This window comes from Acinetobacter lwoffii (assembly GCF_024129355.1).
Taxonomy (GTDB): Bacteria; Pseudomonadota; Gammaproteobacteria; order Pseudomonadales; family Moraxellaceae; genus Acinetobacter; species Acinetobacter lwoffii_I.
This window is the reverse complement of record NZ_JAMXXP010000007.1, coordinates 55,129-77,207: the sequence shown is the minus strand read 5'-3', so window position 1 is coordinate 77,207 and position 22,079 is coordinate 55,129. Positions and strand designations below refer to the sequence as shown.

The following is a 22,079-nucleotide window of genomic DNA, read 5'->3' as shown; positions in this document are numbered from 1 at the left end:
TTGATTAAACTCCGCTATAATTAAATTGATCCCAAATAGTACGAAATTCTATGTCCGATTTTAATTCACAGCACAGCACCGCTTTTAGTCCGATTTCTCCTGCAGAACGTTATGCGCAAGCGATCTCTTCAGGACAGTTTATGCCTGATGAAGCACAGGCAATGGCAGTACATGAACTGAATCGTGTCTGGCTGGAATTGATTCAGCGTTTTAAGGCATCGAAAAAAGCATTTCGCCGTTTTCGTCGTCAGACGTCTCCCAAAGGCGTCTATATGTGGGGCGGAGTAGGACGTGGCAAAACCTGGCTCATGGATCAGTTTTACGATTCGATTCCATTTCGCCGTAAAACCCGGATGCATTTTCACCATTTTATGCAGCATGTGCATCGTGAGTTAAACAAATTATCCGGACAGCGTAATCCGCTAGATATCGTGGCGGATCGGATTTATAAAGAAGCGGTCATCATCTGTTTTGATGAATTTTTTGTATCCAACGTAACGGATGCGATGATTCTGAGCGATCTGTTCCAGAAGCTATTTGAACGCGGTATTACTTTGGTTGCTACTTCGAATATCGCACCGGACGGTTTATATAAGAACGGCATTCACCGTGACCGTTTTATGCCTACCATCGAACTGGTCAAGAAAAACTGTGTGGTCTTAAATGTCGATGCCGGAGTCGATTACCGTCTACGGGTTCTAAAACAGGCACAACTGTTTAAATTCCCATTAACCCATGATCATAAAAACTGGATTGCTCAACGTTTTAGTGCTTTGACCCAGACTCAGACCTGTTCTGAAGAGCCGATTATTATTAACAACCGTATTGTTGAAACCGTGTCACATACTGAAGATGTGTTGTGGTGCGAGTTTTCTGAACTGTGTTTAAAGCCCCGCAGTCCAGCTGATTTTATTGAAATCGCCAATATTTATAATACGGTTTTGGTGAGTAATGTGCCGCACCTGACCGATTTTCTGAATGATGGAACACGCCGTTTTATTTATCTGGTCGATGAATTTTATGACCGCGGCGTCAAGTTACTCTTAACCTCGGAAGATAATATCGTGGATATTTATCAAGGTGAGAAACTCGCCTTTGAAATTGAACGGACCCGTTCCCGTTTGCTGGAAATGCAGTCGGATGAATACCTGAATTCTGAACATCGCCAGATTGAGAAAATCGCCTCCGTGAACGGAGAGTAAGAATAAAAGCGCTGGTTATTTACTGGCGCTTTTTTTATAAAAATAGGTACTTAAATTATCGACAAGCCTGATCAAACATGGCTTAATCTTGATCTAAATATGATCGTGTATAATTAGAATGCATAATTTTTACTCGAAAATCTGAACTTAAGTCTAATTTCTACATTTCGAAAACTTTATACACTGTCATTAAGGTATTTAGCAGAATGATATCTATTTGCAACTGACAAAGATCAAATATGTTTATGAGGGTATTCATATTGGAAAAAATGCTCAGTATTTAGCAATGTGATAATACTATTCAGCTAGATTTTAATCGGTATACTAGAATCTCTTGTATAAAAAGTAGCAATATCAGGAAAGACAATGACTGCACGTATTCAAAAAGGCAAGTTAGCGATTGCTAAAGAACTTTACGATTTCATCGAAAATGAAGCACTACCAGGTTCTGGTTTAGACAGCGAAACATACTGGAAAAACTTTGAACAAGTCGTTGTTGATCTTAGCCCTAAAAATAAAGCACTTTTGGCTAAGCGTGATGACATTCAGGCGAAAATTGATGAATGGCACCGCAATAACACATTTGAATTACAAGCTTACAAAGCTTTCTTGACTGAAATTGGCTACTTGTTACCAGAAGTAGAAGATTTTCAAATCAGCACTGAAAATGTAGACGAAGAGATTGCAGTACTGGCAGGTCCACAGTTGGTGGTACCGGTACGTAATGCACGTTACTGCCTGAACGCTGCAAACGCACGTTGGGGTTCTTTGTACGATGCACTTTATGGCTTCGATGTCATCTCTGAAGAAGATGGCGCGGAAAAAGGCAAAGGCTATAACCCGAAACGTGGTGAAAAAGTTGTCGCATTTGCAAAGAATTTCCTCGACGAAACTTTCCCATTGGCACAAGGTTCGCATGCAGATGCAACTCAATACGCAGTTGAAGCTAATGCACTGGTTGTTACCCTAAAAGACGGTTCAAAAACAACTGTGGCAGATGCAGCTAAATTCGTTGGCTACAATGGCGAAGCTTCAGCACCGACTGAAATCGTATTTAAAAATAATGGCCTGCACGCTATTGTGCAAATTGATGCCAGCAGCCCGATTGGCCAAACTGATGCCGCTGGTGTAAAAGATGTAGTTCTTGAAGCTGCGGTTACGACCATTCAGGACTTGGAAGACTCGATTGCAGCTGTTGATGCTGAAGAGAAAGTAGAAGGCTACCGTAACTGGTTAGGCCTGATGAAAGGTACTTTAGAAGAGTCTATTGAGAAAAACGGTAAAACTGTTACCCGTAAACTGAATGAAGACCGTACTTTCAAAAATGTAGAAGGTGGTGAAACTAAAGTTCACGGCCGTTCATTGATGTTGCTGCGTAATGTTGGTCATTTAATGACAAACCCTGCGATTCTGGTAGATGGCGCAGAAATCTATGAAGGCATCATGGATGCATTGGTTACGCCATTGTTGTCTTTTGCAGACATCAAAGGTGAAAACACGATCAAGAACTCGCGTCAAGGTTCAATGTATATCGTTAAGCCGAAAATGCATGGTCCTGAAGAAGTGGCATTTGCCGTTGAATTGTTTGAACGTGCCGAACAGGCACTTGGCTTACCTGCAAAAACTTTAAAAATCGGGATCATGGATGAAGAACGCCGTACTTCTGTGAACTTGAAGAACTGTATTGCACAAGCCAAAGATCGTACTATCTTCATCAATACAGGTTTCATGGACCGTACCGGTGATGAAATCCATACCTTTATGGAAGCTGGTCCATTCGTTCGTAAAGGCGAAGTAAAAGGCCAAATCTGGTTCCCGGCTTATGAAAACCGTAACGTGATGATCGGTCTGCAAGCAGGTTTACGTGGCAAAGCACAAATCGGTAAAGGCATGTGGCCAAAGCCAGACATGCTGCTTGACATGTACAAAACCAAAACTGAACATCCTGAAGCGGGTGCGAGCTGTGCATGGGTTCCATCACCTACAGGTGCGGTGATCCACGCGATTCACTATCACCAGATTAATGTTGCAGACCGTCAGCAAGAACTATTGTCGACTCAGCCTTTATCTCTAGATGATTTGTTGACACCGCCATTGGCGAAAGACACTAACTGGTCTGAAGAAGAAAAAACCAAAGAACTCGAAAATAACTGTCAAGGTATCTTGGGTTATGTCGTTCGTTGGGTAGATTTGGGTGTAGGTTGTTCTAAAGTGCCAGACATCAATGATGTCGGTTTAATGGAAGACCGTGCAACTCTACGTATTTCTTCACAACACGTTGCGAACTGGTTGCGTCACGGTATCGTAAGTCGTGAGCAAGTAGAAGAAGTCATGCAACGTATGGCGAAAATTGTGGATGAGCAAAATACCAATGATCCACTGTATACGCCAATGTCTGCTGACTTTGCCAACAATATTGCATTCCAGGCAGCATCTGACCTGATCTTTAAAGGTGGTGAGCAGCCATCAGGTTATACTGAGCCGCTTCTACATGCAGCGCGTTTAAAGTTAAAAGGTTATAAAGGTGATTAATCCTGTCTAGCTTAAAAAGCCTCTTCGGAGGCTTTTTTATTGTCTAATGGTAAGCCGCTGTCGTTCTGACTAGAAATTTTCCAGCCGAACTTTTAAAGTGGGGCAAAGCATGCGAGGAAACAATAAAATGACAACGGTATATCAAAATTTAGACCAGCAGTTTATTCATGGTCAGTGGCAAGCTGGTACTTCAACCAGAACAATAAAAAATATCAACCCCTATACCCAGAGCGAAATTTTTAGCATGGCAGCTGCCAGTTCTGTCGATGTCGACAGTGCTTATACCGCAGCAGAGCAGGCTTTCCAGCAAGGGGGCTTGAAATCCATTGAAGTACGTAAAACAGTGCTGCAAAATTTAATCGCGATCATTCAGCAGCGTCGGGACGAAATCATTGACTGGCTCATTATTGAATCAGGCAGTACGCGCATTAAAGCCGGCGTTGAGGTGGATGCTGCTCTGGGCATCATTCAGGAAAGTCTGGCTTTTCCAGACTGGATCCAAACAGAACAGCTGGAAAGTAAGGATCCGGCACGTAAAAGTATGGTTTTGCGCAAGCCCTTAGGCGTGATTGCTGTCATTAGTCCATGGAACTTTCCATTTCATTTATCCTTACGTTCAGTGGCAACTGCAATTGCCTGTGGTAATACCGTTGTGCTGAAGCCAGCCAGTGATACACCAGTGACTGGCGGCACCTTAATTGGTAAATTATTTGAAGAGGCAGGTTTGCCTGCAGGTGCACTGAATATTGTTGCCGGTGCTGGCAGTGAAATCGGGGATTATTTTGTTGAGCATTCAGTGCCGAAAATGATTTCATTTACCGGCTCCACCGAAGTGGGAAAAAGTGTTGGCAGTAAGGCTCTAGCCAGTTCGAGAATCAAACGTCTGGCACTTGAACTGGGTGGCAATGCACCTTTGGTCATTCTGGATGATGCCGATCTTGATCTTGCGGTTGAACTAACGCTGATGGGGCGTTTTATGCATCAGGGACAAATTTGCATGAGTACTAACCGGGTCATTGTCGATGCCTCTATTCATGATGCTTATGTAGATAAGCTCCTGGATCGGATCAAAATAATTCCGGTGGGTGATCCAAATCTGGAAGATACAGTGATTGGTCCAATCATTAACCAGAGTCAGGTTGAAAAGCATCAACAGATCATTCAAACAGGCAGCGAGCAGGGCGCACAACTGGTCTATGAAGGAGGAATTGAAGGGAATCTGGTCTATCCACATATTTTTATTGATGTCGCGGAAGATTCCGATCTGGCGCAGCAAGAAAGCTTCGGTCCGATTTTACCTATCTTAAAAGCCCGGGATGAAGCGCATGCTTTAAACCTAGCCAATGCGACCGAGTTTGGCTTATCCAGTGCAGTATGTACTTCAAACATCGATCGAGGCACTGCTTTTGCCGCACAACTGGATATTGGTATGACGCATATTAATGGCATTAGTGTAGCAGACCAGTCAAATGCACCCTTTGGCGGCGAAAAAAATTCAGGATTGGGTCGTTTTAATGGCCGCTGGATTTTTGAGGAGTTTACCCGAACACATTGGTTGACTGTACCGAATTCATAACAGGCAATGCGCCTAAAACTATAGAAATACGACAGGCTTCGACTTGGCATCACGCTATAATCTTATGGTCGAATGATTTACATATATGAACCATGTGTGCCAACTTTAAGCCTTTAACCTTAGAACAGTTGCATAACCTGGGATTGCCAGAAATTCCTTTTGAATATCCAGAGGAGGTCTATCCCAATTATGCTACACCACTTTTATTTCATTCCGCTCAAGGACTGGAATGGCGTTCCGTGAATTTTGGACTCATTCCGAAATGGGCAGAAGACAAAACTATAGGCACCAAGACCTATAACGCCAGAAATGAAACCTTACTGCAAAAGCCCACTTTTGCTGAGGCCACTGCCAAATGTCATTTTGGCGTCATTCCGGTATCGGAATTTTATGAGTCCAAATATTTTGACAATAAACCGCAGCGTTGGGGTGTAAGACGTAAAGATGGTCAGGCGACTTTTATTGCAGCTGTGTATGAGATTGCTCGGGTACAAGGGGAAATTGTACGCTCTGCCAGTATGATTACCATGGATGCAATTGACCATCCCATGATGAAGGAGTTTCATGAGCCGGGTAATATCAAACGCTCGGTTATTGTGATTCCACAGCAGCGACTGCAAGAATGGCTAACGCTAAGGCATCCGGATATTCGTAGCTTTGTAGAGGGCTTTCCGGTAGAAGATTTTGAATGCTCACATGTACCAAAAGAAAAAATCAAAAAAGTCAGTCCACAACTGAACTTTTTTGATTTTTAGAAAGCTCTGGCGAATTATTTATTATTATAAAGTATGCACCAATTCGCCAGCGTCTATTTAAAATAAAAAGTAGGTCTTTAACGAGCTAAATTTTTGAAAATATGACGTAAACTTTCCATGGTTTTTTCAATTTGCAAAGGCGTCAGGCCTTCAAATGACTGTTCCAGTACGACATTGGTCAGATCATTGATCTTATGTGTCATTTGCATGCCTTTGTCAGTCAAAAATACTCGGGTAATCCGTGCGTCATCCTCACATGAATAGGTTTCAACCAGACCTTCGTCTTTTAAGCGGTAGACAATTTTAGTCGTGGTCGACATTTTAGAAACAACCATCTCTGACAAATCAGAAACACTGGCATGCGGTTTGGCTTTTAGTGCAAGAAGGATGCGGCGGCGGGAATTGTCAACACCATACTTTTTTAGTGCATGATCGACATTAACGACGTATTGAGCATGAACCTGAGTTACCCAATAATATGGAAAGTTTTCTAAATTAAATTCTTCCGTACACGGCAAAAATTTTGCATATTTCTTAGTCATGAAATGTTCCTTGTATTTATTTTTCTAGGGCCCTTTCATTTTATGAAAAAGTTTATGCATATTTCAACCTTTATTTTAAAAATGTTAAAGCGCTAACACTTTTAGTTTTGCTTAACATCCCAAGGAGTTGATCAGTTCTGCATGTGAGCCTTATCTGGCGCGGAGACTGTTCTTTAAAATCGGATGAAAGGCGATAATATTTTGTATAAATTTAATTCCTCATTATGTATTTCGTGAGTAGAAATGTTTTCCAAGACTTTTTATTGTTCTTAAGCAGCCTGTCTGAATAGGTTTTAATGCAAATAATTGTATTTCAATAAATTAATCGATTTAAGAAATATAGGGTGATTGAGTGGTTTTAGTCAATATAGTAAATGATTATTTACAGCTATATTTTTAAGTGATTGTTCTTTCAATAAAAAAATAGTTTATGCTCTAATCTTTAAGTGACCTTAAAAGTAATGGTCTAATCAAACTAAATTCTGTTTATTTTTAATTCAATTCGAATAAATGATGTAGAAAAAATTAAAATTAATCAGTTTCAGCATCAATCAGTTGATCATAAAAGTCTCAATAAAATCATGATCATGTAATTTTTTTGTAAATTAATACATTACAAAATACTCAGTTTATGCATAATGGAATAGTCTTAAGTTGCATAGGTTAAATTTTAATGGATCCCTCGCCGTGCGTTGATCTTCCATCTCTATTTCTAGCTTACTCGAACGGGGTCATTCTCTAATGGAATTTTTATTAGATCCCGGAATCTGGGTAGGTTTAATTACTCTTATTATTCTTGAAATTGTTTTAGGTATTGATAACCTAGTCTTCATTGCCATTCTGGCTGAAAAACTTCCTCCTGAACAACGCGATAAAGCACGTGTTATTGGTTTGTCTCTCGCATTATTCATGCGTCTAGGCCTGTTATTTGCCATTGCCTGGTTGGTCACTTTGACACAACCATTGATTACTGTGTTTGACTGGACCTTCTCCGGTCGGGACCTGATCTTGTTATTTGGTGGCTTGTTCCTGGTGTATAAGGCCGTTACTGAGCTGCATGAAAAGATTGAAGGTAAACCTGAAGTCACAGTGTCTACCAATGTGGTATATGCAAGTTTCACTGCTGTTGTTGCACAGATTGTTGTTTTAGATGCTGTTTTCTCTTTAGATTCAGTGATTACCGCCATTGGTATGGTCGACAATATTTATGTCATGATGGCTGCCATGATTGTTGCAATGGGCGTGATGCTACTGGCATCGAAACCATTGACCAACTTTGTGAATCGCCATCCAACCGTGGTGATTCTGTGTTTAAGCTTCCTACTTTTGATTGGTATCAGCCTGATTGCAGAAGGTTTTGGTTTCCATATTCCAAAAGGCTATATCTATTCAGGTATTGGTGTTGCGATCATAATCGAAGCATTCAACCAGTTCGGTCAGCGTAATGCTGCTAAACATGAATCCAAGATTCCTTTGCGTCATCGTACGGCTGACTCGATCCTGAAGTTAATGGGTGGCAAGCTAGAGACGACCGACAGTCAAAATAATCAGGCACAAGAAACCTTTGCAGATGAAGAACGCTATATGATTGGTGGGGTGCTTACCCTTGCAGAGCGTTCAGTCGCTTCGATCATGACGCCGCGCGGTCAGATTTCATGGGTTGATCTGGAAGATAGCCCAGAACAGATCCGTGAAAAAATTCTGTCTGTTCCACACAGTCTGTTCCCGGTATGTCGCGGTAGCCTAGATAAGGTGATTAGCGTAGTACGTGCCAAAGAATTATTGGATGTACTGGAAGAGCCGGAAGAATTAAAAGCACTGATTAAACGTCATCGCCCAATTTATATCTTTGAAAAGATGAAAGTTATTGATGCGATTAATACCTTGCGTACTTCTAAAGGTTCTTTGGTCTTGGTGAGCGACGAGTTTGGTAATGTACAGGGTCTGATTTCACCGCTAGATGTATTTGAAGCAATTGCTGGTGAATTCCCGGATGCAGACGAACAGCTAGATCTAGTTAAAATCGATGATACGCACTGGATTGCATCGGGCATGTTAGATCTTTATCAGCTTGAGCTTGAGCTTGGCATGATTGATCTGATTGATGAAGATGCCGGTTATATCAGTGTGGCGGGTTTGATTCTGGATAAAACCAACAGTACGGTTGAAGTGGGCACCGAGTTAAATTATCAAGGTGTGCAGTTCAAAGTCACTGAAATTGAAAGCAATCGTATCAAGTCGGTCAGCATTCATTACGTAGGTTAAACAGGTGTTTTAAACACGTTATTTGTTCAAATTCTAAAAGTCAGTTGCTTTAGTGGCAGCTGGCTTTTTTAATGCATGTCTGTTGAATGTGGCTCATTAAAATAATATGAGCCTTCGTTTAAACTGATTTTTATCAGTTTATTCATACTATTAGTCATGTTCCCGATTGAACTGAATATCCGGATATTGCAGTGAGATTTTGAAGCCGAAAAAGTCAATTCAGCAATCGAAAATAAGCATGATCAAGCATCAAATATTGATTCATGTAACCTGTTAATCAAAACTTAAAAGTCATATTTAAATACTGACAAAAAATTGAACTACAATTCACATGAACTAGATTTGCATGATGCAAACAGATCTTAAGTAAAATGGAAACCGTTTGTGTGGAAATCACTAGATAAGTTGCATGAAGCCTACTCAGTTCAGAATAAAACTACTCAAAAATGATCTCCGAAAGAGCTAGACAAAACATTTCTAATGAGGTCAATAGAGCAAATGAGCAGGATCAATCTAAATAGGGATGTTTATCTATTAAAGAGAATAAACACCCATGAAGTGACCCGTAAACTAAATGGATTCTGGCAGAATTTTAAAGTTGGCGTATTGTCGGATTGTTTCAGTATTGAGTTGATGGATTTCATCCAGAAAGGCGACATTAAAACAGCCTAACTGTTGTGCGCGTTCAAATGCCAATTGACCGGCAATTGCAAAATGTACATGCGCAGTCAATGCAGCAAGGACGGGAGACGTTACTGCACTATATGCAGCAATCAGTGCACCGAGCGCACATCCCATCGCCGTGATTCGGGGCTGTAAAGCAGAACCGCCTGACACCTGTATCACAGGATAGTCTTTCGAAATAATGTAATCAGATTCACCGGAGATTGCGATACATTCACAATGATCCAGCAAACTTCGCGCCTGTAAATACACATCTGCACTGTCTACTGTGCTGTCGACACCTTTGGATTCGATTTGCTTGCCAGCCAAAGCACCAATTTCAGAAGCATTGCCTCGTAAAATCGTAGGCTGGGAATGCATCAACTGATCTACGACGCCAGAACGCCAGCGCAGAACTGTTCCATAACCGACCGGATCAAGCACCCAGGGTTTTTGCAATTGATGTGCAGTTTTCGCAGCAATCTGCATCGCCTGAACCTGCTCGGTAGTTGGTGTACCCAGATTCAGACTGATCGCTGCAGCAATCTTGGCAAAACTTTCAGCTTCAAACGGATTGTCGATCATAGCCGGAGATGCATGTGCAGCCAGTACAATATTGGCGACATAGTTACTGGCCACCGTATTGGTCATTATATGTACCAGGGGCTGCTGTTGCTGAAGTTTCAACCAGGCCTCACAGATCTGATCCAGAAGCGTTTGCTGTAGTGCTTGCATCGAAGTAGTCATCGTGGTTATTTAGAAGAAGAGAAATATTCGTTGTATTCGGTCAGCGGGTAAAATAGTGGTCTTGATGCTTGCAGCTACGACAGAACAGGCTGACATAATCACTGGCATCATAATCCACCGACAGTTCCTGTGAGCCGCAGTGCATACAACGTTTTTGGGAATAAAATTTCAGGCGAGGTTCGATCTTATGCCACGAACGCCACACCGGCTGAAAGAAGATATTTTCATCATAGCCCAGAAAACGGTAAAACAAGATTTCGCTCATCTTGCTAAATGCCAGTTGAGGTGGTCGAGGCAAAGTAGAGGTTTCCCATTTTTCTGTAACTGAACGTTCGCGGTACTGCTGCAAGGTTTTTTTCAGCAGATTGGTATTAATAAAGTTTTCATTGCGAGGCTTGAGGGCTTTTTGTTTGTACAGATATTCAAGTCCCGTTTGTACCAGATAATAAATCTGGCCTACAGCCAGTACATCCAAAAGACGATAGCAAAAGGTCTGAAAGCTCTGATTTCCGGCAATCTGCACATTCCAGCTACGGCAATAGAATTGAGCAAACTGAATGATTTCTTCATACAGCAGGCAATAGAGTGCATCTTTGACTTCATCTGCACTTTTAAAGGGCACACCTTGGCTCAGGTTCTGATAAAACCAATTGCGCAGCTGCTGGGTAATGCTGAACAGGGTCGGTTCAGAATAGCCATCCAGTCGCACATTAATATAATAATGCTGATTTTCCTGCTGGAGATCTTTGGGAATCAGAACCTGATCCCGGATCAGGCTTTTCACCAGACCATGCTGAAACAGATAGTTGGGACTGATGGAATAATATCGAATTTGATGCCAGTCAATATATTCGCGGTGCTGGCTATATTCCTGAACCTGTTCATCCAGAATCGCGAGTAAAAACAGTTTATTGATAAAACTGAGCTGATTCAGCTCAAGAACCGGTCGATCCTGTTTTTTATGATATTGACGGTTTTCCTGTAAACGGACTTCCTTGAGCATGCGTTTACGCTGCGCCAGACAGTGGTCGCAATAACAATTGTGCTTTTGATCGGAATACAGCTGATGCTGACAATGGCTGCATTCGTGATAGCTCAGTTCCTGATCATATTGCTCTGCCTCAATCCAATACATCGATGCCTTACACAGCGGACAGTGGGTACTTTCATCAAGCTGTTTTTGCAGAACACTGAATACCATGGTCGCGAGCAACTCTAGAATGGACGGGCATTTGATTATACACGGCTGATGAGATGCAAACGTAGTGGACTGGTGCAATTTTTCTAAATCAAAATTAGTCACCCAAACAGGAGAAGAGCTACCGAAGTAGCTCTGATTTTAAAAACATGAAATGACGCTTTTTAAACCGGGCAGGGTAATGTGTCATCCTCCTCGCCGCGATGTTTGGCATGAATTAAGGCCTGAACCTTTTTAGAGGGCACTTTTTTGGCACCGAGTGCATCGTAGGTGTTGAGAATGGCAGTCACTTCATGGGCCTGAAGCGGAATGCCTTCACAGCTCATCAATAGGGCAATCACTTTATGGTCAATATTGGCCTGATCCAGGGTCTGCAAAGTTTTGATATTTTCGATCCGTACAACATGCTGTTTTAAATACATGGCTCACCTCATCATCGTTATCATTATTCTTTCATTGGAAGTGTGGAAAAACACAGTTTAACTGTAGCAAGAAGTGTGCTCATTTATTAATCAGAATTTATTCGGTACTCAGCAAATAAAATTATATATTTTTAAATCAGTGATTTATGAAAATTTAAGAAATTATGATCCTGACTATTTTTATGGCACAGATATTTCTTATGTAGAGTCGAGTGCTGCTCAATTAGGCAGAATGCATTGAAAGTGGTGCATGAAATGCCCATATTAGATCTAACAATACAAATGCACAGACAGCGTTTAAAACTTGGCGTATGATTTTGACATGAACAATGTCGAACACGATAAAAGATTAGGACAGGACATGAATATTGCGGCAAACCCGGTGATCGAAGCGGATCAAACCATTTATTTAAAAGACTATCAAAAACCTTCCTTTATTGTTGATTCCATCGACCTGAATATTCAAGTCTATAGTGACCACAGTCTGGTCAGCAGCAAGCTGGAGATGCAGCGCCAAACTGCTGGCGATCTGGTTCTGCTTGGCCGCGATCTAGAGCTGCAATCGATTAAGTTAAATGGTCAAACCCTGAATGCCAGTGACTACCACTTGGATGCTGAACAGCTGGTCATTGCCAATGCACCTGATCAAGTGTTGCTTGAAATTGTGGTTAAAATTCATCCTGAAAGTAATACTATGCTGGAAGGTTTATATCAGGCTAGTTCAGATCTGTTTGTGACCCAAAATGAACCAGAAGGGTTCCGTAAAATTACTTTCTATCCAGACCGTCCAGATGTGTTGTCAGTCTTTACGACGCGTGTCGAAGCAGACAAGAAATATCCGGTCTTGCTCGCGAATGGTAACCTGCTAGAAACCGGTGAAGTCGATGCCAACCGTCATTATGCCATCTGGCAGGACCCGACCAAGAAACCGAGCTATTTGTTCGCCTGTGTCATTGGTGATTTGGCAGTGATGAAAGATTCCTATATCACATCGGAAGGCCGCAATGTAGCTCTGGAAATCTACGCAGAAGAAAAAGATATTCCAAAATGCAAGATCGCCATGGAAGCGCTCAAACATTCCATGCGCTGGGATGAGGAGCATTATGGTCTGCCTTATGATCTGGATAACTACATGATCGTGGCGACCAGTGCATTCAACATGGGTGCCATGGAAAATAAAGGTCTGAATATCTTCAATACTTCATGTGTGCTGGCCGATGAAGAGTACACCACTGATGCTGCTATCATGCGAGTGCAGTCAGTCATTGCGCATGAATATTTCCATAACTGGACTGGTAACCGGATTACCTGTCGTGACTGGTTCCAGTTGTGTCTGAAAGAAGGCTTGACCGTATTCCGTGATCAGTCTTTCTCGGAAGATTTACAGTCGGCTGCAGTACAGCGTATTGATGATGTGGCAGTTCTGAAAGCACATCAGTTCCCGGAAGATTCAGGCCCATTGTCACATCCACCGCGTCCGGATCATTTTGTAGAAATTAACAACTTCTATACCGCCACCGTTTATGAAAAAGGTGCGGAAATTAACCGCATGATGGCGACCTTGCTTGGCAAGGAAAAATTCCGTCAGGGAACCGATGAATATTTCCGCCGTCATGATGGTCAGGCGGTAACGGTTGAGGATTGGGTGGCTGCACTAACAGCAGGTTCAGGTGTGGATCTTTCAAATTTCCTGACCTGGTATAACCAGCCGGGTACGCCTAAACTTCAAGCAAAAGCTGAATATGATGTAGAGACCCAAATCTATCGCCTCAGCTTTAAGCAAAGCCTGAAAACCCATGCTAAATATCCAAATCTGAAAGCAGTACCCATTCCAGTCGCTTTGGCATTGTTTGATGCTGAAACAGGTGAGCAGCTAACGTTGAACTCTGAGGCACTCTTTGAAAATGGCGTGAAAGATGGCGTGTATCTGTTTGATCAGGATGAGGCAACGATCGAATTTAGCGGTGTGACAGCAAAACCAGTGGTGTCCTTGCTGCGTAATTTCTCTGCACCAGTGAATCTGGACTTTGACTATTCAGAAAAAGAGCTGGCTTTCCTGTTGCAATATGAAACGAATGGTTTTAACCAGTGGCAAGCAACTCAGACCTTACTCGAGCGTATCTTGCTGGATGACCAGCCTGCAGAAATTTATATCGAGGCTATGCTCAATACCTTGCCGGATGTGATTGAGAAAGATCCGCTGTTGGCATCACGTCTGTTTGATGTGCCGTCTGAAGGTTATTTAGGTAGCCGTATTGATCAGGATTATAATCCAGTCATGATTCAGGAAAAACGTGAGGCTTTGCTGCATACCTTGGCACGCGCATTTGGGGAAACAGCGAAAGAAACTTATCTCAATCTGGATCCTGATCTACAATCTGAATTCTCGCAAGCAATGGGCGTGCGCGCCTTAAGAAACATCATGCTGACGATGATTGCTCGTCAGGGAGATGCATTTGCCTTTGATTTAGCCCATGAGCAATATCACACAGGCAATATGTCTGAACGTTTGGGTGCGCTGAAAGTCTTGGTCTGGAATGATGCACCACAAGCAGAAGAAGCTTTGGCAGATTTCTATAGCCGCTTTGAAGATGAAGCCTTGTCTTTAGACCAATGGTTTATGGTTCAGGCAGCACATCCAAAAGCAACGGATGCAACGATTGCGTATCTGACCCAGCATCCGGATTATGATCTGGCTGTGCCTAACCGTATCCGTGCAGTGAGCGGGGGGCTGAATGCTAATCCGGTCAATACCTGGAGCTTTGGCGTGCAGCATTTTATTGGACTGGCAAAATATCTGGACGAGAAAAATCCGATTGTAGGCTCACGTTTGCTACAGGTATTGTCACGCTGGTATACCTTGGCAGAACCGCAACGCAGTGAAGTGAAAGCACAGCTTGAAACCTTAAAGCCACTGGTTAAATCTAAAAATGTGTCTGAGACACTCAATAGTATGCTCAGCGTATAACATCAATATTCATAAATAACCGGATCGACCTGATCCGGTTTTTTATTTCCTGTTTATTTCAAACGCTGGCTTTAAATACAGTTGAATTTCTCTAAAGGCTTAGGTAAGTACTAAAGGGTGTTACAGTATGATTATACGGAAAAGAGTATTTGTTTATTAAGCTGTAAGCTAGGTAAAGGGATCTACAGATTCGCTTACTAGAGGTTGTCCAAGATATGTTAGTGAAAATTGAAGATGGTTTTTATTTAAATAGCCAGCATATTATTGCCGTACATGTCAGCAAGAATCCTGAAAATGGCTTACTTGAAATCTCCATTCAATATACGCCGCATTCCATTCAGCAGGTCGGAGAATACAAAAAAGTATTTCAAAGCCAGCTTGATGCTGAAATATTCTTAAGTGAGTTAAATCAAAAACTTCGCTAAAAGCCTGCATCATACAGGCTTTGATCAAGCATCTTATTGTCTGACGATGAGGACTGGAATAGAGGAAAGTGCCAGAACATTCTGAGCGACACTGCCCAGCATCAGTTTTTGCAGACCCTTACGACCATGTGAACCCATAATGATCATATCGGTCGGGGATTCATTTGCAGCCTGCATAATGCCTTCTGACGGCGCCATGCCATGCAGGATTTTTGTCGTCACCTGGATGCCATCACGAACAAAGTTCAGTTTCAGTTCATTTAAACGATCCAGCGCATTTTGTTCTGCATGCATAAAATAGTCTGTGACTGCAGGAGCAACTTTGTAAAAATCTACGCCCTTAAAGGGATCCACCGCAATCACACTGAGTAAAGTGACATGGCTATGAAATACTTTGGCCAGTTCCAGGGCATGATCTGCGGCAGCATAGGAAATCGAGGACTCATCGAGTGCTACGAGAAGATGATCATAGTTATTCATGGTGCTTCCTCATATTTATTATTGCAGTAAAGGGGGAGTGTGGTTTAAGCGAGTAAATCTCCACAGCATGTTTTGTTAGACTTCCAAATGTAAAAGTAGCAAGTACTGCGCATCTTGAAGATGCGCAGCATCAGGATTATTTTTTCACGATCAGTACGGGAATTTCACTCGCACCCAATACATCTTGTGCAAAGCTGCCCAGAATCATTTTCTGGAAGCCTTTACGGCCATGAGAACCCATGACGATCAGGTCGGCTTTCACCTCACCCGCGGTTTCAGCAATATGTTCTGCATTGACTAAACCTGTCACAATGCGGGATTGCGCTTCAATACCTTCACCGGCTGCGATGGCAGTGGCTTCTTTCAAGGCCTTTTTGGCATTGGCATGTGCCTCGATAAAATATTCCTTCATGATAGAGGAGCTGTAATAGAAATCAGCCTCGGTAAAAGGATCTTCTGCGATCAGGCTGATCAGGGAAAGCTGACTACCAAATGCCTTGGCAATTTTGGCAGCATGTCGTACTGCAGAAAAGGAAATTTCTGAACCGTCCACTGGGACTAAAATATGTTGATAGACCATGGCTTTTCTCCGCAGGTTGTCTGATTTTTAGGCTTGGTTTATTGATAGCACAGTGCTGTGGCGGGTGCAATTGCAAAAAAGCGGTAAAATTGAAAAAACTCATTAAATTACAAATATTTTTCATGTAAAAGTGATGAAAAAAACAGAGTAAAAAACTCGGAATTGCAGTTTTAGTGATCAAAAATAAGAGCATGAATAGTCCTTGTTTGCAGCAGGATAGTTTAAACTGCCGTAGCCTGTTTTTAGATCATGTATAGGGGACTGTTTTGAGGTTTTTTGCCATTCATCTTTTGCTCATAAGTTCAGTTATTCTTTCCGGCTGTCAGACCGCACAGAACAGTAAAGTCATTGCCGGTGCTTTTAACCTGACCACAGGCTTGCAGCAAAAAGTGATGGATCGTTATGCGCCTGGTGCGGTTATCGTCCAGCAAAATATTACCTATGCGCCGCAGCAGAAATTATCTCTGGATCTGTATCAGCCGCAGAATATTGCCAGTATTGGCCCACGACCGACCATTGTCTGGATTCATGGCGGCGGCTGGATTTCAGGTTCTAAAGAACATGCACGGGGTTATTTCAAGCTGCTGGCGGCACAGGGCTATAACGTGGTATCCGTGCAATATCAGTTTGCGCCACAAGTGACCTATCCAAGCCAGTTACACCAGATCAATCAGGCACTTGAATTTCTAGATACCTATGCAGACACCTACCAAATTGATGCCCAGAACTTATATCTGGCCGGAGATTCTGCCGGGGCGAATATAGCTAGCCATTACGCCGCGCTTTTGACCAATCCTGTATTTGCCAACCAATCCGGTATTCAGCCTCATCTGCAACCCGCGCAGCTTAAAGGTTTAATCTTGCATTGTGGAATTTATGACTTGGAAGCATTTGCCAGCACAGCGCCTGAAGAAATGAAAATTATTGAATGGGGTGTCTTTAACCTGATTCAGGCTTATACCGGCGATCGTAAATATGATGCCGAGTTTTTAAAGCAGATTTCTCCGATTCAGTATATTACGCCGTCTTATCCGCCCGTGTTCATCAGTGGCGGGAATAAGGACTTCCTGACCGATACTCAGTCGCTACCATTTGTAAAAGCTTTGAAGGAACAGCAGATTCCTGTGACTGAAATATTTTATCCAGAGTCTAAGGCCTGGCTCATTCATGAATATCAGTTTTTTATGGGCAAAAAGGAAAGTCAGCAAACTTTTGTCAAAACCCTGGATTTTTTACATCAGCTTTCCCCGTGAAGAGAAAACTGTGCAAAATGAATCTCTCAAGATTGATCGTGTCAGATCGTCCCGACAGCAATCATTGAAAAATAGTTTGGAGTTTAAAAAATGAATCCTGTGTCATGGGCATATTTATTGTTGGCATTGGCTATTATTGCCGAAGTGACTGGATCAACATTTCTGGTGAAGTCTGAAGGCTTTACCCGATTATGGCCATCTCTGGCAGTAGTCGTTTTATTCTGTATTGCGTTTTATTTGCTGTCTCAGGTGATTAAAGTAATCCCCTTAGGCATTGCATATGCAATCTGGGCGGGAGTAGGCATCGTTCTTACGGCAATCGCAGGCTATGTGATCTTTAAGCAGGCGCTAGATTTGCCCGCTTTTATCGGGATTGCACTTATCATTTCCGGTGTGGTGGTGATTAACCTGTTTTCCCAGACTGCAGGGCATTAAAAAGGCAGACAAGGTAGCTGCCTCATTTCTACAATAAGCTTATGCCACTTGCGGTTTAAGCTTAAACATTAAATAAACTATCAGACCAAGTAGCAGTCCCCAAAAAGCGGAGCCAATACCAAAAAACTGGATATTAGAGGCGCTAAACAGGAATGTCATCAGTGCTGCTTCACGGTCATGACTGTCCTGAAAAGCCAGCGCGATATTGTGGCCAATGGTGCCAAACAGGGCAATGCCTGCCAATACTGTAATCAGAATCCCCGGAAAAGCCATTAGTACACTGGTCAAGGTCGCAGCAAAAAAACCCATCAGGATATAAAACAGGCCGCAGCTCATACCGGCAATATAACGTTTGGCCGGATCAGGATGCGCTTGGACATCCAGGCTGACCGCCGCACTGATTGCGGCAAGATTGACACTAAAACAGCCAAAGGGCGCCAGCATCGTCTGTGTAATACCCGTCCAGCCTAGAATAGAATTTACTTTCGGCGGACAACCATAACTTTTGATGACGGCCAAGCCAGGCAGGTATTGCGATGCCAGATTAATCACCATTAAAGGTAAGGCTAATCCTAAAACAGCCTGCAGACTAAATTCAGGTGTAATCCATACCGGCTGGGCAATACTCCAGTTCAGTGCAGGAATAGTGAAATTAATAAAGAAAGGACAGAGAGCAATAGCCATTAACACGGTAATCACGATGCTATAGCGCGTACTCAATTTTTTAGAAACCAGATAAATCGCCAGTACACAAAGCACAAATTCCCAAGACTGTTGCAGACTGCCAAAGACCGAGATACCAAATTTCAGCAAGACACCTGCCAGCATGGCACTGGTCAAACTTTGTGGAATAAACTGGAAAATTCGCTCGAAAATTCCAAAAAATCCTAGACAAGCGATCAGAATGCCAGAAATCAGAAAAGCGCCAATTGCTTCCCCCAGACTATAATGACCGGCAGAAGCAATGACCAGCGCCAGACCGGCAGTCGACCAGGCGGTTGAAATCGGATAGCGATATTTCCAAGAAAGCAGAAACCCGGAAACTCCAATGCCGATACCCAGTGCCCACAACCAGGAGCTGATTTGCGCGGCATTGGCACCCAGGCTTTGCGCAGCTTCAATGACCAGTACGGCGGAAACACTGATACCAATCATGCAGGTAATAAAACCGGCCATGATGGCAGGAAAGGAGAGATCTTGTAAAAGTTTTGGCATCATCCATGACACTATTTTTAAATGCGTTTAAATCATACGCTTTTCACGTATCAACACAATGTTTTTAACAATTTTATCCAGAGGTCTGGTGGCTTGAAGCCGGTCAATACTAGAAAGTTGAAGTCGCCAGTTTAAGGCCAAAACCACAAAATAGAATCCCGACCGCCGCGACACAGCTGGCAGTCACTTTATAATTTTGATTGAAATAGGACGCCAGTTTTACACCAGAAAAAATCAGGATTGACAGATAGGTCATACTGATCAATTGCAGGATCAGAGCCAGTAGCGTGAACGTCAGGGCAGGATAAGGATAGGCAGGATCGACAAACTGCACAAAAAAAGACAGATAAAACAGAATCGCTTTGGGATTTAAGATGCTAATCGTAAGTGCGGTACGAAAGGGCTGAATTGATTCAGTAGTATCGGAAGATGTTTTTTTAATCTGGACGCGTTGTGATGACTTTTCCGGAAAGAAAGTCTGGTAGGCCGCAATGATTAGCTTGATACCCAAGTAACTGAGATAGATCGCTCCGATAATTTTCAGTGCAATAAACAGTACCGGGAAGGCATGTAGTAAAGAAGCTGCTCCCAATGCCGTACATATAATCAGGATCAGGTCGCCTGTATATACCCCCAATGCGCCCATATAGCCTGTTTTGATGCCAAAGCGTGAAGCAATCGACATGACATACAGGGAGTTCGGCCCAGGCAGTAACACAATCAACGTGGTTCCAATGATAAAGGTCGTTAGATCTGTGATACCAAACACGAAAAACTCGCATGAACAAAAAAGCCGATGCGGCATTATAGCAACATCGGCCTGGAGAAATTTGCTAAATTTTCTTTAAATTTCAGTGGTACTCAGGAAAGTTTCACGTAATAAAGCAGCCAGTTGCTCACGGGCTTTAATGAAACCGTCAATGCCGCCTTGCAATAATTCACTGGCCATCGGATCCTGTTTCAGTTGTGCTTCAAAATCGGCAGGGCTGATTGGGCTGAGTTCACCTTGAACTTTAATATCTTTGGCTGAGAGTTGGGCCTGCACTTCACGCTGATCATTTTCCAGTTCGGCCAGCAGGTTTGGTGCTACCGTGAGCAGGTCACAGCCGCTCAAGCCTAGAACCTGATCAATACTGCGGAAGCTGGCACCCATGATTTCAGTCTGAATACCATGCGCTTTATAAAATTCATAAATACGCTTAACCGAAAGTACACCCGGATCTTTTTCAATCGGGTAAGACTCAACGCCTTCAGCTTTTTTGTACCAGTCCAGAATACGGCCGACAAAAGGCGAGATTAATGTTACTTTGGCATCAGCACAGGCATGGGCCTGATGCTGACCAAACAATAAAGTCAGATTGGTATGAATGCCTTGTTCTTCCAGTGCTTTCGCTGCCTGAATGCCTTCCCAGGTAGACGCGATCTTGATCAGAATGCGGTCTGAGTCAATTCCATATTGCGCATAAAGTGCCAGTAACTCTTTGGCTTTGGCAATGGTAGCTTCAGTATTAAAGGACAGCGAAGCATCGACTTCCGTTGAAACACGACCTTCAATCAGTTTTAAGATTTCTACACCAAATTTGACCGTTAAAATATCAATAGTCCGTTCAATCAGAGCGTCATCTGCATAGCCTTCTTGCTGGGCTTGCTGAAAAGCAGCTTCAATCAAGGCCTGATTTTCAGGTTGTTTTGCTGCTGCAGTAATCAGCGATGGATTGGTGGTTGCATCAAGCGGACGAAATTTTTCAATGGCACTCAAATCACTGCTGTCTGCCACAATGGTCGTCAAGTTTTTTAATTGGTTTAATGCAGTTAATGTCATTACGATCTAGTTCTATGGTTATTGCTTATGCTTTCTTATATATCATAAATGGCCGGTTTACCAAGTAGACTGTCGTTGAATTTCTGTGATTAATGCCCGGTTTTACGTTGTTTGCGCAAGTGATTAATCAAAAAATGAGCAGCTGTGCCTAATCGGGTTTCTCTGCTCCAGACCAGATCAACAAAATATTCAAACTTTGGGGTGAAATCGAGCAGGTTGAGAACCTGTAACTGATCTTGCAAATGTGGCTGCTCATTCAGCATTTCGAGTGGCAGAACCCCCCAGCCCAGTCCTTGCTGAATCATGCTGCAAGCCGAGTGGTGGTTGTCGGTGCGCCAGTAATTTCGTGAAAAGAGTAGTTCCGGCTTGATGGTGCGATCCCGACTGGCCACCACAATCTGCCTGTTTTGCAAAATCTGTTCATAACTGACTTGATCGAACTGACTTAGGGGATGCTGTTTGGCGACTACAGCCACCAGTACCTCACGTTTCAATTCCACAAACTGTTCCCGTGTTTCCAGTTGTTCGCGTTCAAACATCAAGGCTAGCTGCGCTGAACCTTCAAACAGCATACGATGTGCATCTTCCTGAGGTGCACTGAATACATTGACTTGCAGTGCAGGAAATTCCTGTTCTAGCAACACAATATAATCGGTCCAGCGCGTATGCAGCAATTCTGAAACTACCACAATATTCAATTCAGATTCCAAGCCTGAACTTAGGGCTTGAGCATGCTGTTTCCACTGGTTCATTTCTACCAGTAGCTGCTGGGTTTTTTCATACAATACCTGCGCTTGTGCAGTTGGTTTCGGTTCACGACCTATACGCTGAAACAGTTCCAGATTCAGGTCAATTTCCAGATTGGCAATGGCCATGCTGACTGCTGAAGGTACTTTGCCCAGTTGACGTGCAGCCGCAGAGAAAGAACCGGTTTCCATCACGGTTTTAAACATCAGCAGCTGTTCTTGATTAACATTCATATCTTTAATCTTTCATTTT

19 protein-coding genes are annotated in these 22,079 nt (G+C 42.8%); 9 read left to right on the top strand and 10 right to left on the bottom strand.

Annotated features, from left to right (window positions below):
* Positions 1-50 precede the first annotated feature (50 nt).
* From zapE to NI468_RS05975, 4 genes are all read left to right on the top strand, one after another.
* Positions 51-1,202, top strand: a complete 1,152-nt coding sequence (zapE, locus tag NI468_RS05990; protein ID WP_005252217.1) for a cell division protein ZapE — start codon at positions 51-53, stop codon at positions 1,200-1,202.
* 366 nt (positions 1,203-1,568) lie between these two features.
* The gene (locus NI468_RS05985) at positions 1,569-3,734 is read left to right on the top strand and encodes a malate synthase G (protein WP_253100634.1); all 2,166 of its coding nucleotides are present in this window, start codon (positions 1,569-1,571) and stop codon (positions 3,732-3,734) included.
* Positions 3,735-3,861: 127 nt separating this feature from the next.
* Positions 3,862-5,310, top strand: a complete 1,449-nt coding sequence (locus NI468_RS05980; protein WP_253100631.1) for an aldehyde dehydrogenase family protein — start codon at positions 3,862-3,864, stop codon at positions 5,308-5,310.
* A 92-nt stretch (positions 5,311-5,402) separates the two neighbouring features.
* A complete protein-coding gene (locus NI468_RS05975; RefSeq protein WP_005247305.1) occupies positions 5,403-6,065 on the top strand; it encodes an SOS response-associated peptidase family protein in 663 nt (220 codons plus the stop codon).
* Between the two features lie 77 nt (positions 6,066-6,142).
* On the opposite strand, the gene NI468_RS05970 is transcribed toward NI468_RS05975, so the two are convergent.
* Positions 6,143-6,607 carry a MarR family winged helix-turn-helix transcriptional regulator gene (locus NI468_RS05970; protein WP_004278843.1) on the bottom strand — a complete coding sequence of 155 codons (465 nt, stop codon included), beginning with the start codon at positions 6,605-6,607 and terminating at the stop codon, positions 6,143-6,145.
* A 741-nt stretch (positions 6,608-7,348) separates the two neighbouring features.
* On the opposite strand from NI468_RS05970, the gene NI468_RS05965 reads away from it, so the two are divergent.
* Positions 7,349-8,872, top strand: coding sequence for a TerC family protein (locus NI468_RS05965; RefSeq protein ID WP_005247303.1), 1,524 nt, complete (start codon positions 7,349-7,351; stop codon positions 8,870-8,872).
* Between the two features lie 570 nt (positions 8,873-9,442).
* Here NI468_RS05965 and thiM read toward each other — a convergent pair.
* The 3 genes from thiM to NI468_RS05950 form a co-directional block, all read right to left on the bottom strand.
* Positions 9,443-10,282 (bottom strand): hydroxyethylthiazole kinase, encoded by an 840-nt coding sequence (gene thiM / locus NI468_RS05960; protein ID WP_253100628.1) that lies wholly within the window; start codon positions 10,280-10,282, stop codon positions 9,443-9,445.
* A gap of 40 nt (positions 10,283-10,322) precedes the next feature.
* Positions 10,323-11,483 carry a hypothetical protein gene (locus NI468_RS05955; RefSeq protein ID WP_253100625.1) on the bottom strand — a complete coding sequence of 387 codons (1,161 nt, stop codon included), beginning with the start codon at positions 11,481-11,483 and terminating at the stop codon, positions 10,323-10,325.
* A gap of 161 nt (positions 11,484-11,644) precedes the next feature.
* Entirely contained in the window at positions 11,645-11,902 is a 258-nt protein-coding gene (locus NI468_RS05950; protein ID WP_004278839.1) for a hypothetical protein, read from the bottom strand.
* 361 nt (positions 11,903-12,263) lie between these two features.
* Between NI468_RS05950 and pepN the strand changes: the two genes are divergently transcribed.
* A complete protein-coding gene (gene pepN, locus NI468_RS05945; RefSeq protein WP_253100698.1) occupies positions 12,264-14,870 on the top strand; it encodes an aminopeptidase N in 2,607 nt (868 codons plus the stop codon).
* A gap of 215 nt (positions 14,871-15,085) precedes the next feature.
* Complete coding sequence (locus NI468_RS05940; protein ID WP_004278836.1) at positions 15,086-15,295, top strand: hypothetical protein; 210 nt, start codon at positions 15,086-15,088, stop codon at positions 15,293-15,295.
* Between the two features lie 33 nt (positions 15,296-15,328).
* On the opposite strand, the gene NI468_RS05935 is transcribed toward NI468_RS05940, so the two are convergent.
* Positions 15,329-15,775: a universal stress protein gene (locus tag NI468_RS05935; RefSeq protein ID WP_004278835.1), complete on the bottom strand. Its 447-nt coding sequence runs from the start codon at positions 15,773-15,775 to the stop codon at positions 15,329-15,331.
* Between the two features lie 136 nt (positions 15,776-15,911).
* Entirely contained in the window at positions 15,912-16,355 is a 444-nt protein-coding gene (locus tag NI468_RS05930) for a universal stress protein (RefSeq protein WP_004731460.1), read from the bottom strand.
* A 266-nt stretch (positions 16,356-16,621) separates the two neighbouring features.
* Here NI468_RS05930 and NI468_RS05925 point away from each other — a divergent pair, with 266 nt between their 5' ends.
* Positions 16,622-17,608, top strand: a complete 987-nt coding sequence (locus tag NI468_RS05925) for an alpha/beta hydrolase (RefSeq protein ID WP_253100622.1) — start codon at positions 16,622-16,624, stop codon at positions 17,606-17,608.
* Between the two features lie 90 nt (positions 17,609-17,698).
* Positions 17,699-18,043, top strand: coding sequence for an SMR family transporter (locus NI468_RS05920; RefSeq protein ID WP_005252206.1), 345 nt, complete (start codon positions 17,699-17,701; stop codon positions 18,041-18,043).
* Between the two features lie 39 nt (positions 18,044-18,082).
* Here NI468_RS05920 and NI468_RS05915 read toward each other — a convergent pair whose 3' ends face one another.
* The 4 genes from NI468_RS05915 to aceR form a co-directional block, all read right to left on the bottom strand.
* On the bottom strand, positions 18,083-19,258 hold the full coding sequence (locus NI468_RS05915; RefSeq protein WP_253100695.1) for a benzoate/H(+) symporter BenE family transporter: 1,176 nt from the start codon (positions 19,256-19,258) through the stop codon (positions 18,083-18,085).
* Positions 19,259-19,367: 109 nt separating this feature from the next.
* Positions 19,368-20,027: a leucine efflux protein LeuE gene (leuE, locus tag NI468_RS05910; RefSeq protein ID WP_129716684.1), complete on the bottom strand. Its 660-nt coding sequence runs from the start codon at positions 20,025-20,027 to the stop codon at positions 19,368-19,370.
* 75 nt (positions 20,028-20,102) lie between these two features.
* Positions 20,103-21,080, bottom strand: coding sequence for a transaldolase (gene tal, locus NI468_RS05905; RefSeq protein WP_004645437.1), 978 nt, complete (start codon positions 21,078-21,080; stop codon positions 20,103-20,105).
* 89 nt (positions 21,081-21,169) lie between these two features.
* The gene (gene aceR, locus NI468_RS05900) at positions 21,170-22,060 is read right to left on the bottom strand and encodes an HTH-type transcriptional regulator AceR (protein ID WP_005263303.1); all 891 of its coding nucleotides are present in this window, start codon (positions 22,058-22,060) and stop codon (positions 21,170-21,172) included.
* Positions 22,061-22,079: the final 19 nt, after the last annotated feature.